Annotated in this window: 15 protein-coding genes and 1 pseudogene; 15 read left to right on the top strand and 1 reads right to left on the bottom strand. The window is 63.6% G+C overall.

Annotation, left to right across the window (positions count from 1 at the left end):
• Positions 1–160: 160 nt before the first annotated feature.
• The 15 genes and pseudogenes from HT579_19795 to HT579_19725 all read left to right on the top strand — a co-directional run bounded on the left by HT579_19795 (position 161) and on the right by HT579_19725 (position 11,646).
• Entirely contained in the window at positions 161–679 is a 519-nt protein-coding gene (locus HT579_19795) for a transcriptional activator RfaH (protein QKS30964.1), read from the top strand.
• An 84-nt stretch (positions 680–763) separates the two neighbouring features.
• Complete coding sequence (gene gmd, locus HT579_19790) at positions 764–1,888, top strand: GDP-mannose 4,6-dehydratase (GenBank protein ID QKS30963.1); 1,125 nt, start codon at positions 764–766, stop codon at positions 1,886–1,888.
• A gap of 12 nt (positions 1,889–1,900) precedes the next feature.
• The gene (locus tag HT579_19785) at positions 1,901–2,947 is read left to right on the top strand and encodes a GDP-L-fucose synthase (protein ID QKS30962.1); all 1,047 of its coding nucleotides are present in this window, start codon (positions 1,901–1,903) and stop codon (positions 2,945–2,947) included.
• A gap of 102 nt (positions 2,948–3,049) precedes the next feature.
• A complete protein-coding gene (locus tag HT579_19780) occupies positions 3,050–4,450 on the top strand; it encodes an MBL fold metallo-hydrolase (GenBank protein ID QKS30961.1) in 1,401 nt (466 codons plus the stop codon).
• Positions 4,451–4,696: 246 nt separating this feature from the next.
• Positions 4,697–4,942 carry a hypothetical protein gene (locus HT579_19775; GenBank protein QKS30960.1) on the top strand — a complete coding sequence of 82 codons (246 nt, stop codon included), beginning with the start codon at positions 4,697–4,699 and terminating at the stop codon, positions 4,940–4,942.
• Between the two features lie 3 nt (positions 4,943–4,945).
• Entirely contained in the window at positions 4,946–5,146 is a 201-nt protein-coding gene (locus HT579_19770; GenBank protein QKS30959.1) for a hypothetical protein, read from the top strand.
• Between the two features lie 8 nt (positions 5,147–5,154).
• Positions 5,155–5,571: pseudogene (locus tag HT579_19765) on the top strand (hypothetical protein).
• Positions 5,572–5,746: 175 nt separating this feature from the next.
• Complete coding sequence (locus HT579_19760) at positions 5,747–6,085, top strand: MarR family EPS-associated transcriptional regulator (GenBank protein QKS30958.1); 339 nt, start codon at positions 5,747–5,749, stop codon at positions 6,083–6,085.
• A gap of 403 nt (positions 6,086–6,488) precedes the next feature.
• Complete coding sequence (locus HT579_19755; protein ID QKS30957.1) at positions 6,489–6,779, top strand: hypothetical protein; 291 nt, start codon at positions 6,489–6,491, stop codon at positions 6,777–6,779.
• Between the two features lie 113 nt (positions 6,780–6,892).
• Entirely contained in the window at positions 6,893–7,330 is a 438-nt protein-coding gene (locus tag HT579_19750; protein ID QKS30956.1) for a DUF29 domain-containing protein, read from the top strand.
• An 85-nt stretch (positions 7,331–7,415) separates the two neighbouring features.
• Positions 7,416–8,390, top strand: coding sequence for an Rpn family recombination-promoting nuclease/putative transposase (locus HT579_19745; protein ID QKS30955.1), 975 nt, complete (start codon positions 7,416–7,418; stop codon positions 8,388–8,390).
• 126 nt (positions 8,391–8,516) lie between these two features.
• The gene (locus HT579_19740) at positions 8,517–9,494 is read left to right on the top strand and encodes a DUF4351 domain-containing protein (GenBank protein QKS31733.1); all 978 of its coding nucleotides are present in this window, start codon (positions 8,517–8,519) and stop codon (positions 9,492–9,494) included.
• A 497-nt stretch (positions 9,495–9,991) separates the two neighbouring features.
• Positions 9,992–10,381: a nucleotidyltransferase domain-containing protein gene (locus tag HT579_19735; GenBank protein ID QKS31732.1), complete on the top strand. Its 390-nt coding sequence runs from the start codon at positions 9,992–9,994 to the stop codon at positions 10,379–10,381.
• On the top strand, positions 10,366–10,782 hold the full coding sequence (locus tag HT579_19730) for a DUF86 domain-containing protein (GenBank protein ID QKS30954.1): 417 nt from the start codon (positions 10,366–10,368) through the stop codon (positions 10,780–10,782). The genes HT579_19735 and HT579_19730 overlap by 16 nt, the downstream gene beginning before the upstream one ends.
• A 195-nt stretch (positions 10,783–10,977) precedes the next feature.
• Positions 10,978–11,646, top strand: a complete 669-nt coding sequence (locus tag HT579_19725) for a hypothetical protein (protein ID QKS30953.1) — start codon at positions 10,978–10,980, stop codon at positions 11,644–11,646.
• Between the two features lie 167 nt (positions 11,647–11,813).
• Here the strand turns inward: HT579_19725 and HT579_19720 are convergent, their stop codons facing one another.
• Positions 11,814–12,443, bottom strand: coding sequence for a hypothetical protein (locus HT579_19720; protein QKS30952.1), 630 nt, complete (start codon positions 12,441–12,443; stop codon positions 11,814–11,816).
• Positions 12,444–12,465 lie beyond the last annotated feature (22 nt).

Genomic DNA, 12,465 nt, shown 5'->3' with positions numbered 1-12,465 from the left:
TGGCGAGGCCCGCAGGCGCGCTGCGGCGTTAGCAAATGTTTCACGCCTGGCCGATGCCACTGCGCCGGCAGGCGATTTGACGGGCGCAGCGGCTTCCGTCGATACTTGGGGTCCCCGCACAACCCTGCCGCCTGCCGGCAATTCTTCCGGTCCGCCCCGCTTGCCGCTCACCACACCCACCGCCAACCCATGGTATGTCTGCTTCTGCAAGCCCAGACGCGAGAGTTTCGCGCTGCGCAAGCTCGAGGAGCAGGGCTACGAAGTCTTCCTGCCGCTGCTGACACAGTGGGAGAAGGCCAGGGACGGCTGGCAGAAGAAGCAGCAGGTGATGTTTCCGCGCTACTGCTTCCTGCGCTGCGGCCGCCCCGGGCAGAGCGTCGCACCGATTCGCAGCACGCCCGGCGTCAGCGGCCTGGTCACCTTCGGCAACCTTCCGGCGACCCTCGACGAACCGATCGTCGAAGCGCTTCGTTCGCTGGTCGAGAAACAGGCGCGTGCCGTCGATGCGGGCAGCACGCCGTTTCGTGCCGGCGACCCGGTCGCCATCGCCGACGGGCCGCTGAAGGGAATGTCCGGCATCGTCTCGGCGGTTGCCGCCGAGCGCGTCACCGTCATGCTCAGCCTGCTCGGTCGCGAAAAACCGGTGGCGCTGCCGGCTGCCCACCTCACACTGGCGTGATATAGTCCCGCGCCGGATTTACCGGGCGAGGGCAGAATGGGCGCCCTGACAGATACCACTTTTAGTTCGAGGAGATGAACCGGCATGACCGCGCAGAAGAAGATCGCCCTGATCACCGGCGTCACCGGCCAGGATGGCGCCTACCTGGCCGAACTGCTCTTGGCCAAGGGCTACGAGGTCCATGGCATCAAGCGCCGCAGCTCGCTGTTCAACACCGACCGCATCGACCACCTGTATCAGGATCCGCACGTGGAGGACCGCCGCTTCATCCTCCACCACGGTGACCTGACCGACTCGACGAGCCTGATCCGCATCATCCAGCAGGTGCAGCCGGACGAAATTTACAATCTGGCGGCGCAGAGCCACGTCGCCGTCAGCTTCGAGGAACCGGAGTACACGGCCAACGCCGACGGCATCGGTGCCCTGCGCATGCTCGAGGCGATCCGCATCCTCGGCCTCGAGAAGAAGACCCGCTTCTACCAGGCGAGCACCTCGGAACTCTACGGCCTCGTCCAGGAAATACCGCAGAAGGAGACGACGCCCTTCTACCCGCGCAGCCCGTACGCGGTCGCCAAGCTCTACGCCTACTGGATCACCGTCAACTACCGCGAAGCCTATGGCATCTACGCCTGCAACGGCATCCTCTTCAATCATGAAAGCCCGGTGCGCGGCGAAACCTTCGTCACGCGCAAGATCACCCGTGCCATCGCCCGCATCGCGCTCGGCCTGCAGGACTGCCTGTACCTCGGCAACCTGAGTGCCCTGCGCGACTGGGGCCATGCCCGCGACTATGTCGAGATGCAGTGGCTGATGCTGCAGCAGGACCATCCGGAGGATTTCGTCATCGCCACCGGCGTGCAGTACAGCGTCCGCCAGTTCGTCGAGTTTGCCGCTGCCGAACTCGGAATCGGCGTCCGCTTCGAGGGCGAGGGCGTCGATGAGGTCGGCATCGTCAGCCGCGTCGAGGGGCCCCGCGCCAAGGTCAAGCCGGGCGACGTCGTCGTCCGCGTGGACCCGCGCTACTTCCGGCCGACCGAAGTCGAGACGCTGCTCGGCGATCCCTCGAAGGCGCGCGAGAAACTCGGCTGGACGCCGACCACCAGCGTCCAGGAACTGGTCCGGGAGATGGTTCTTGCCGACTACAGCTCGGCACGGCGCGACGCGATGGTCAAGCTCGCCGGTTTCCAGACCTTCGACCACCATGAATGACGGATGACGACGATGACTGAACCGCGCATCTACGTCGCCGGCCACCGCGGCATGGTCGGCTCGGCAATCGTCCGCATCCTGCAGGGCCAGGGACAATCGCATCTGATCACCCGCAGCCACGCCGAACTCGATCTCACCGACCAGGCTGCGGTGCGCCAGTTCTTCGCCAGCGAGAAGCCCGAGCAGGTCTATCTCGCCGCCGCCAGGGTCGGCGGCATCCACGCCAACAACACCTACCCGGCCGAGTTCATCTACCAGAACCTGATGATCGAGGCCAACACCATCCACCAGGCGTGGCGTGCCGGCGTCCGCAAGCTGCTCTTCCTCGGCAGCAGTTGCATCTACCCCAGGCTCGCGACGCAGCCGATGGCCGAGGACGCACTGCTCACCGGCACCCTCGAGCCGACCAACGAAGCCTACGCCATCGCCAAGATCGCCGGCATCAAGCTCTGCGAAAGCTACAACCGGCAGTACGGTACCGATTACCGCAGCGTCATGCCGACCAACCTCTACGGTCCGGGCGACAACTACGACCTGCAGAACAGCCACGTCATCCCGGCGATGATCCGCAAGCTGCACCTCGCCAAGCTTGCCGCGGCGCATGACTGGCCGGGAATCGCGCGTGACGAGGCGCGCAACGGTCCGATCCCCGATGAACTGCGGCAGCAGTTGCACGGCACCAGTAATGCCGGTCTGGCGCCGTGCCTGACGCTCTGGGGAACCGGCACGCCGAAGCGCGAGTTTCTCCACGTGGACGACATGGCAGCCGCCAGCGTACACGTGATGAACCTCGACCGGGCGAGCTACGATGCGCACACGCAGCCGATGCTCTCGCACATCAACGTCGGGACCGGCGCGGACCTCAGCATCCGGGAACTGGCCGAAATCGTGGCGCAGGTCGTCGGTTACGATGGCCGCATCGAGTTCGACGCGAGCAAGCCCGACGGCACCCCGCGCAAGCTGCTCGACGTCTCCCGCCTGCACGCGCTCGGCTGCCACGCCCGGGTCGGACTCGAGGAGGGCCTGCGGCAGGCCTATGCCGATTTCCTGCAGCGCTGAGCCGGTGGCTGGAGCCGTTTCCGGGCGTCGCCGCTGCGGTCCGGCAGGCCATGCGCCGTGGCCGGCGGGGCGTCGCCGCTGATGCCCGCCGGGCAGCAGCCGATGCCCGCCTGGCGCATCAGCCACCACGGCGCGGTCGACGGCGTCACCGGCTCGTGCCACCAGCTCAGCCTCGCCGATGGGCAGTCGCTGCTGATCGATTGCGGTCTCTTCCAGGGTGCCGAGACATCGCGCGAGGGCGCCAGTGCCGAACGGCTGGCGGTCAACTTTCCGATCGGCCGGGTGCGCGCCCTCGTCGTCACGCACGTCCATATCGACCATGTCGGACGCCTGCCGCACCTCCTCGCCGCCGGCTATCGCGGGCCGGTCATCTGCAGCGAGGCGTCGGCCAAGCTGCTGCCACTGGTCCTCGAGGATGCCATCAAGGTCGGCTTCACGCGCGAGCGTGCACTCGGCGAACGCTTCCTCGAGCAGATCCGCAGGCAGATCGTCCCCTTGCCCTACAAGGAGTGGCAGACCGTCATCGACGGCGAGGTCGTGCTGCGCATCAAGCTCTCGCCGGCCGGCCACATCCTCGGCTCGGCCTACGTCGAATGCGAACTGCGCCAGGGCAGCGAGCGGCAGCGGATCGTCTTCTCCGGCGATCTCGGCGCGCCGCACACGCCCCTCCTGCCGGCGCCGCAGTCGCCCTACGCGGCCGACGTCGTCGTCCTCGAGAGCACCTACGGCGACCGCTGCCACGAGAGCCGCCGCGACCGCCGGCAGCGGCTGCAGGCGGTCTGCGAGCACGCCTTCGGCAACAAGGGGGCACTGCTCATCCCGGCCTTCAGCATCGGTCGCACGCAGGAACTGCTCTACGAACTCGAAGAGATCATCCACGGCAACCGCCAGCGCGCCGCCGCTCCCGGTGTGCGTTGGGAGGACCTCGACATCATCGTCGATTCGCCCCTCGCTGCCGACTTCACCAATGGCTACATGCAACTGCGCCAGCACTGGGACGCCGAAGCCCGGCGCAAGCTCGCCGCCGGCCGCCATCCGCTCGACTTCGAGCAACTGACCACCATCGACGACCACGCCACCCACCTGCGCGCCGTCGAGTACCTGGCCCGGACCGCCCGGCCGGTGATCGTCATCGCCGCGAGTGGCATGTGCAGCGGCGGGCGCATCGTCAACTACCTCAAGGCGATGCTCGGCGACCCGCGCCACGACATCCTGTTCACCGGCTACCAGGCGGCGGGAACACCGGGCAGGGACATCCAGCGCTACGGCCCGAAGGGCGGCCATGTCGAACTCGATGGCCAGCGCTACCCGATCCGGGCAGCGGTGCACACCATCGGTGGCTACTCCGCGCACGCCGACCAGAAGGACCTCCTCAACTTCATCGGCCGCATGCGCCGGCCGCCGCGGCAGGTGCGCCTGGTGCATGGCGAGGAGGTCGCCAAGCGGACTCTGGCGGCGGCGATCCGCGAGCGACATCCGGGGATCGAGGTGCTGGTGCCGTGATCGCCCGTGAACGGCGAACATGACTCCGGCGGAACAGGCTCAACTGCGCATCCTCAGGATCGTCGATGCCGGGCCGGCGATCAGCCAGCGACAGTTTGCCGAACGACTCGTGGGAAACGGTGACAGGATACTTTTCAGACGATACAGATACTGCTCCCTCTTGACCGTTGGAGCAGTCTGAAGAAAGAAGTCTTCATGACGATGCATGCATCAGAATGAAACATCGTTCATTCGCGGACCCTGATCATGCCCTCCCTGCAAATTCGCAATCTGCCGGAAGACCTGTACGAAGCGCTGGCTTTTCGCGCTGAACAGTCGCACCGGAGCTTGGCGCAGGAGGCGCTGATCGCGCTTCGCAGGGCAACGGAGAGCACCGTTAGTGGGCGCCGGCAACAGATTCTGGAAGAAATCAGGCCCGACATCGCGACTGCCGGTATCCGGGTGCTTTCCTTCCCGCCCGAACGAATGCTTCGCGAAGACCGCGACCGTTAGCCCATGCGCATCGTCCTGGATGCTTCAGCCGCTGCCCACATCATCTTGCGGACTGATCTTGCGCCGGCCCTGATCGAAAAACCTGGACAAGGCCGACTGGTCATCGCGCCCTCCCTGTTGCGTCGGCACGGCTGCCGACTGCTGACCGTCGACAAGCGGCTCATCACCCTTGCCGGTCAGGTTGATGAAAGCATGCTTCCCTAGAAGATCGGCTGTCAGCCGGCGAGCAGGACTTCGATCCCGGACAGCCCGACCCGGCAACCAGCAGCGCTCCGTACCGCATCTTCGAAGCGGATGGCATCCCGATCCACGAACCCGGCCCGCAGGACATGGTCCGGCGAAGCGTCGCTGCCGGGCGGCTGCATTTCACGACCGACGTCGAGCGCGCGGTACAACACGGCACGATCCTGTTCATCGCCGTCGGCACGCCGCCTGACGAAGACGGCTCCGCCGGCCTGCAGTACGTCCTCGCCGCCGCACGCAGCATTGGCCGGGTGATGACCGACTACAAGGTCGTTGTCGACAAGAGCACCGTACCCGTCGGCACCGGCGACGCCGTCGATGCCGCACTCGCCGCAGAACTGCCGGAGCGCGGCGTTGACATCCCCGACAGCGTCGTCTCCAATCCCAACAGCGGGGGCCCGGCAGCTCGAAGACGGGAGGCCGCCGTGGTGGCGCGTGCGGGGCCGACGCCGACCCGCAGTGGCACTGAAACCGCCACAGCGAGTTGTCCGCGGGCACGGCGGAGCTTGTCCAGGCCTCGTGATGGCCTTATGATTCGCGTTCACCCATTGAACGGCGAACATGACTCCGGCGGAACAGGCTCAGCTGCGCATCCTCAAGATCGTCGACGCCGAGCCGGCGATCAGCCAGCCACAGCTTGCCGAACGACTCGGGGTCAGCCTCGGCAAGGTCAACTATCTGCTCAGGGCGCTGCTGGACAAGGGCCACATCAAGGCCGGCAATTTCCTGCGCGCCGAGGACAAGTCGAAGTATGCCTACCTGCTCACGCCGGAAGGCATCAGTGCCAAGCTGCAGCTCACGCGCAACTACCTGGCGCGCAAGGAGCAGGAGTACCTGGCCGTGAAGGCCGAGATCGACGCCATGCGCGCCGAACTGGGCGTTCACGAGGAGCGCCGCTGACCTGGTGGCCGGTTGCCGTTCCGCGACGTCGGGACAGGAGGCGAAGGCGACCGCTCCCGGGCGGATGAAAGGCAAAACGTGCTGAATGCTCTCGAGCATCCGGGCATGGCGGTAGCGTGCCTGCGGGCTACGGCGCAGGAAGACGTCGTCGCCTGACCAGGGACGTAGTTCCCATACCGTGTCCCCTGATCGACTTCCGGAATGCCGTGTTTGCTGGTGTTCGCAGGAGAATCGGGCATGCTGTCCCCTCGCCGCAGATGACAACGACCGAATGTGCCCGGAACGAACGACGAGCGGTCTGCTGAATGCCAGCGCGTTCCGGCATGGCTGTAGCGTGCCCGCGCGCGCGCCGTCGGACGCCGGGTACGAGCACCGTCGGGCCCAGCCGGGAGACCCGTTGCCAATGGCCGGACTGCAACCCGCGGACCGGATCCAGCACGCGGTAGACGCGATGCGCGCGACGCGGGTCAGCACCATCAACGAACGCGCCAAACTCGCCGACGCGACGCCCAGTGGGTGCCATCGTGCTATCCAAGAACAGGCTTTCAGGCCGAACACCGAGGGCATGCGCGAAGCGCCGGGTCGGACGCTGCTCAACGAACTCTTCGCTGCCGGAGCGACCGCCACGACCGCCACCGCCGCGGCCCGGTCGCCATGGAAGCGGCCCCGGCGGGTCTTCCGCGACGAGGCGTGACCGATCTGCGTGACCCATCCGCAGACTGCGCTCGGAACGCTTGGTGCGCGGGCTGGTCTTCGGAATCAATTCAATATACTGTCCCTTTGATTGCGCATTGTGGGGAGGTCGATATGAGCACCAGGTACGAAGCCGATGTCGTGGCATGGGCAAACGAGCAGGCCAGCCTTCTTCGTGCCGGACGGTTCGAACTGCTCGACCGCGACCACCTCGCCGAGGAAATCGAAGACGTGGGCAAGAGTGAACAGCGCGAACTTGCGAGCCGGATGTCGGTTCTCATGGCTCATCTGCTCAAGTGGCGATATCAGCCGGAGCGGCGGGGAGCCAGTTGGGAAAAGACCATCCTCGCACAGCGCAAGGAGATTGCCTATGGACTGAGTGACACCCCAAGCCTCACCCCCAAGCTCCAGGAAACCCGATGGCTTGAGATGGTGTGGGCCAAGGCTGTTGCTCAGGCGGTTGGGGAAAGCGGCCTCGACTGCTTTCCCGACGCTTGTCCCTGGGCGATGGAGGAGGAAGTCCTCAACGAGGGCTGGTTACCGGACGCCTGAAGACATTCATCGCGACCAGCCGACCCCGGCGCCGTCACGTCACCAGGCGGACAGAGGCTTGCGCGGCGCCACATACCCGTCGCCCATGGCTACCGACTCCACTCCGGATACCGGCTACAAGCTGATCTTCTCGCACGCCGTCGTCGTTGAAGACCTGCTGCGCGGCTTCGTCGGCGAAGACTGGGTCGAAGAACTCGACTTCTCGACGCTCGAGAAGTCGGGGGGCAGTTACGTCACGGACGACCTGCGTGAACGCGAAGACGATGTGATCTGGCGGATTCGGCGGCGCGACGGCTGGCTGTACATCTACCTGCTGCTCGAATTCCAGAGTGCCGTCGACCCCTGGATGGCCCTGCGGATACTCGTCTATACCGGCCTGCTGTATCAGGACCTGATCCGCAAGGGCGAAGTGGGCCGCGGGGAGAAACTGCCGGCGGTTTTCCCGTTGGTCATCTACAATGGCCGTGATCCGTGGGGCGCCGCCCGCGACGTCGGCGAGCTGATCGAGGAACTCCCCGGCAGCCTGAAGTGCTATCGACCGATGAACCGCTACTTTCTGCTCGAAGAAGCGAGCGTCGACGAAGCGCAACTGGCCGACGAGTCGAACACGGTCGGCGGCATCATCCGGATCGAGCAGAGTGGCGCGCCCGCCGACATCCGTCGAGCTGTTGCGCGGCTTCACCTGCGGCTGCAGGGTCCGCAGTACGACAGCCTGCGCCGGGCGCTGGTCGTATGGATCAACCGGGTCGTACTTCGCCGGCTGATGCCCGGCCAGATGATCGCGGAAGTTAATGAACTACAGGAGATCGACACCATGCTGGCGGAAACGGTAGACAGCTGGGCACGACAGTGGAAAGAAGACGGGTTGCGCGAGGGTCGCCTCGAAGGCCGCCTCGAAGGCGAGAGTACGCTGCTGCAGAAGCTGTTCGAGCGCCGTTTCGGGCCGCTACCGGACTGGGCGCGCCAACGGCTCCTGGATGCGACGACCGAGCAACTGGAGGCGTGGGCGCTCGAAATCCTCGACGCCACGACGCTCGAGGACGTGTTCAGGGAAGATTGAGCGGCGGGCCAGCCAGCAGCGAGCTGCCTTGCGTCTCCAGCGACCCGGCGTGACTGCTCTACCTGAGCAATCCGCGGACTGCTCTCGGAGGGCTGGGTGAGTCGGCAAGGTTCTGGAAAGTATTCCATATACTGTCACTTTTATGGGACCCTACCCAGCGACGACTACGACACCCCGTGGAAAGACGCGCTGACGCGCTACTTCCCGGAGTTCATGGCCTTCTACTTCCCGCGAGCCCACGGCGAGATCGACTGGCAGCAGCCGCACATTTTCCTCGAACGGGAACTCGCCCAGGTGGTGCAGGACGCGCAGCTCGGCAAGCGCCTGGTTGACTGCCTGGTACAGATCGCGACGCGGGACGGAGGTGAGCAATGGGTCTACATCCACGTCGAAGTCCAGGGCCAGCCGGATGCCGACTTTCCCGAGCGCCTGTTCACCTACAACTACCGCCTCTACGACCGCTACCGTCGTCCGGTTGCCAGTCTGGCCGTGCTGGCCGACGAACGCGAAAACTGGAAGCCGGACGGGTTTGGCTATCACCTCTTCGGCTGCGAGGTCGGCATCCGCTTTCCCGTGGTCAAGCTCCTGGACTACGCCAACCAGACCGAGTCCCTGCTCGAAGACCCCAACCCCTTCGCACTGGTCACCGCAGCTCACCTTCTCACCCGGCGCACCAAGGGTGACCCGGAACAGCGCTACGAGGCAAAATGGCGGCTGGCCAAGCTGCTCTACGAGCGCAATTGGGACAAGCAGCGCATCATCGATCTGTTCGGGGTCATTGACTGGCTGATGCGGCTGCCGAGAGACCTTGAGCAAAGGCTGCTGCAGGAAGTCTACACACTGGAAAGGAAGGTCATCATGCCTTACGTCACCTCTGCAGAACGCTTCGGAGTCGAGAAAGGCCGACAGGAAGGCCGCCAGGAAGGCCGGCAGGAAGGCGAGGCGGCCCTCCTGAAGCGCCTGCTCGCGCGTCGCTTTGGCGCGCTCCCCGATGCGCTCCAGGTTCGGCTGACCACCGCCGATGTTGATCAGCTGGAAGAATGGGCGATCAAGGTGCTCGATGCCGCGTCCCTGGACGAAGTCTTCGATCAGCGCCCACAGTAGCAAGTGGGCAACACACCTCAACCGGTTGCGATGTCGCAGGACCACCCTCACGACTTCGTCGTTGCCACTGGCGCGCCACACAGCGGTCGGCGGTTCGTCAACCAGTTCGTCAAGTTTGCCGCCGTATAACCGGGGCGTGCCCGCGTACTTTGCCGGTGAGGACCGGGAGCGTGTGAATTCCTGGCTGGCGAGGGTGCCACTGAGGCATGGCGGTATGGAAACGGGTCATACGAAGTGCGTTAGCGCTTGCGCGGGAATGAGGGCTTCCGAGCACCGCGCCAGTTCTAGACAGCCCCCGACACCTCGCGCCATGAGCGAGGTCAGCAGAGGTTATTGAGTGGGCCCTGCGCTCGAAGGTATTTCGTATACTGTCCCCTTTTATTGCGTTGCCCCTGTTCGGGGACGCAGTTCCCATACCGTGCCCCCTGATCGACTTGCGGAATGCCGTGTTTGATGGTGTTCACAGGAGAATCGAGCATGCAGTCCCCTTGCCGCAGATGACAACGACCGAATTGATTGGCTCAGTTCTGCTCCGCCACCCTCATGTCAAGCTGGCGGTACTGTTTGGCTCACTGGCAGGGGGTGCGGCTCGACCGGACAGCGACCTCGACCTGGCGGTGGCGGATGACAGGCCGTTGAGCGCCGATGCCAGGATGGCGTTGATCGCCGATCTTGCGGAGCATGTAGGCCGGCCGGTTGATCTGATTGACCTGACTCGCACCGGCGAGCCGCTGCTCGGCCAAATCCTTGCGCATGGGCGCCGCATCCTGGGAAGCGATGAACGCTACGCCGACCTGTTGCGCCGGCACCTTTTCGATGAGGCGGATTTCGCGCCCTATCGTAGCCGCATATTGGCTGAACGGAGGCGGGCATGGATCGGCAGGTAGTCGAGCAGAAGCTCGAGTCCCTCCGCCGCTGTCTGCTCAGAGTGACGGAAAAATGCCCGGTTGATGCGGCAAGCCTGGAGCGCGATGTTGACGCCCAGGACATCATCACGCTGAATCTGACCCGAGCCGTGCAAGTCTCCGTCGATCTGGCGGCCCACCTGATCGCCAGCCGCGACGTCCCCGCGCCAAACACCATGGGGCAAAGCTTTGAAGCTCTCGCAAGCCTTGGCCTGATCAGCCCGCTCCTGGCCATCCGCATGAAGAAGGCGGTCGGATTCCGCAAGATCGCCATCCACAATTACGACGCCATTGACTGGCACATCGTGCACAGCATTTGTCAGCGGAACCTGAATGACTTCCGGGATTTCGCCGCCTGCATCGTGAATCTGGAACAACTCTGATCCGTGCCGCGTGGCCATGCTTGCGTCACCACGCGCGGCAGTGAGATCGTCAGGCAGCAGCGGGAGACGTTCCTGCGCCAGGCACTCACCGACCGAAGGTATTTCATATACTGTCACTTTTATTTCTTGCAAACTTGAGTCGCGTTCCTCTCGAAGCCAGGAAACCCAGCAGATTTTCTTCCGGAGCACCGTGGAATGGTTCATTGTCGCATCAAACGGATAAGTGACGAGGACTATTGTGAACGGAGAATTCTGGCATTCCCAATTTTCGAGCAATGGCCAGCATTCGGATACGCCCGATCACGCCTCGGTAATGATGAAACGCCACTTAATCTGGCTGAATACTACGCCCTCATGCAAGTCAGGTTCGGTAGGTCCGGACGGCTGTACGACGACTGGAAAGGGATATTCTCTTTTCCCTTCGAAGTCGAGTTGCTCAAGGATGGGTGCTGCCATCAATACATTCTGAACATCGTCAATTGGCGAAGCACCGTGGAGCTGCGGTTCTGCAAGACGTTCACGGATGATGTACCGTGCGATCCTCGGGTCTACAGACGGGCCATCGAGAACGAGTTCTCCGAACAGGAAATGCAGTTCGTCGATGGTTTTTTGTACGGCAGCCTTCTTGCCTTTCGTAAACGCTGTGACTACAGTCAGGTCCCCGATTTTGTCCGCAAGATCGAGATGCAGTCCGTGATACTCGGCTACACCGGCGGCCACTTTTTTGAGCATTTCTACGAGGACAATGACGAGTTTTGGAGAGCTGCCACGAGCGAACCACAGCTTGCACCAACGGCTATCCGCAACGAGAAATGGCCAGATGCGCTTGAGCAGGACTGGTTCGTCGTGCGGTCTCTGCAATGAATGCGGTTGGCGTCGTACGCCCAGACTCGTGGGAAACAAGATGTCTTAAGGACTACTGATCGGTTGACGAACCGGACGCGAAAACCGGTGACGGTATAATTTTTTACCTTCGGAAGGTATGTCACGTACTGTTCCCGTTGTCTCGCGCTTCCTTTTGCATGACGCCTTCACCTTGACCCACCTGCCGAACCCGCCGTCGCCAACGAGACTACGACACTCCCTGGAAAGACGCCGTCACGCGCTACTTTCCCGAGTTCATCGCGTTCTACTTTCCAGACGCGCATCGGCAGATCGACTGGAACCGCGGCTACACCTTCCTTGATCAGGAACTCGCCCAGATCGTCAGAGATGCCGAACTCGGCAAGCGGCTCCTCGACAAACTCGTCCAGGTCGGCACCCACGACGGCGGCGAACACTGGGTGTACGTGCACATCGAAGTGCAAGGTGGCCAGGAGGGTGACTTCGCCGAACGCCTCTTCACCTACAACTACCGTCTCTACGACAGATACCGGCGCCCCATCGCCAGCCTCGCCGTTCTCGCTGACGACCGTCCACACTGGAAACCGCAAACCTATGGATATGAACTCTTCGGTTACCGGCACTACGTCGAGTTTCCCACGGTAAAGCCATACCTTTATACACAAGTCTCGGTCGCCACAGCCGCCGGACGTTTGTAAGTGATGGACTAGGCACGCAGGGTTGCGTATAAGGAAATGCCCATAGGGTAGCCTCTGGTGTTGATGATCCAATTCAGCAGGAGTTTTTCCCGTGACACGGCGAATGAAGTTGCTTTTCATCTCGATATGGTCCCTCGCACAA

Origin of the sequence: Candidatus Accumulibacter similis (genome assembly GCA_013347225.1) — a bacterium.
Lineage (GTDB): Bacteria > Pseudomonadota > Gammaproteobacteria > Burkholderiales > Rhodocyclaceae > Accumulibacter > Accumulibacter similis.
This window is presented reverse-complemented; position numbering and strand designations above follow the sequence as displayed.

What these genes read in the sequence shown, in the direction of transcription:
- HT579_19735 (QKS31732.1), top strand. Translation starts at nt 9,992, where the DNA reads ATGACAACGACCGAATTGATTGGCTCAGTTCTGCTCCGCCACCCTCAT.
- HT579_19785 (QKS30962.1), top strand. Translation starts at nt 1,901, where the DNA reads ATGACTGAACCGCGCATCTACGTCGCCGGCCACCGCGGCATGGTCGGC.
- HT579_19780 (QKS30961.1), top strand. Translation starts at nt 3,050, where the DNA reads ATGCCCGCCTGGCGCATCAGCCACCACGGCGCGGTCGACGGCGTCACC.
- HT579_19755 (QKS30957.1), top strand. Translation starts at nt 6,489, where the DNA reads ATGGCCGGACTGCAACCCGCGGACCGGATCCAGCACGCGGTAGACGCG.
- HT579_19730 (QKS30954.1), top strand. Translation starts at nt 10,366, where the DNA reads ATGGATCGGCAGGTAGTCGAGCAGAAGCTCGAGTCCCTCCGCCGCTGT.
- HT579_19775 (QKS30960.1), top strand. Translation starts at nt 4,697, where the DNA reads ATGCCCTCCCTGCAAATTCGCAATCTGCCGGAAGACCTGTACGAAGCG.
- HT579_19750 (QKS30956.1), top strand. Translation starts at nt 6,893, where the DNA reads ATGAGCACCAGGTACGAAGCCGATGTCGTGGCATGGGCAAACGAGCAG.
- HT579_19720 (QKS30952.1), bottom strand. Translation starts at nt 12,443, where the DNA reads ATGAAAAGCAACTTCATTCGCCGTGTCACGGGAAAAACTCCTGCTGAA.
- gmd (QKS30963.1), top strand. Translation starts at nt 764, where the DNA reads ATGACCGCGCAGAAGAAGATCGCCCTGATCACCGGCGTCACCGGCCAG.
- HT579_19760 (QKS30958.1), top strand. Translation starts at nt 5,747, where the DNA reads ATGACTCCGGCGGAACAGGCTCAGCTGCGCATCCTCAAGATCGTCGAC.
- HT579_19725 (QKS30953.1), top strand. Translation starts at nt 10,978, where the DNA reads ATGGTTCATTGTCGCATCAAACGGATAAGTGACGAGGACTATTGTGAA.
- HT579_19770 (QKS30959.1), top strand. Translation starts at nt 4,946, where the DNA reads ATGCGCATCGTCCTGGATGCTTCAGCCGCTGCCCACATCATCTTGCGG.
- HT579_19745 (QKS30955.1), top strand. Translation starts at nt 7,416, where the DNA reads ATGGCTACCGACTCCACTCCGGATACCGGCTACAAGCTGATCTTCTCG.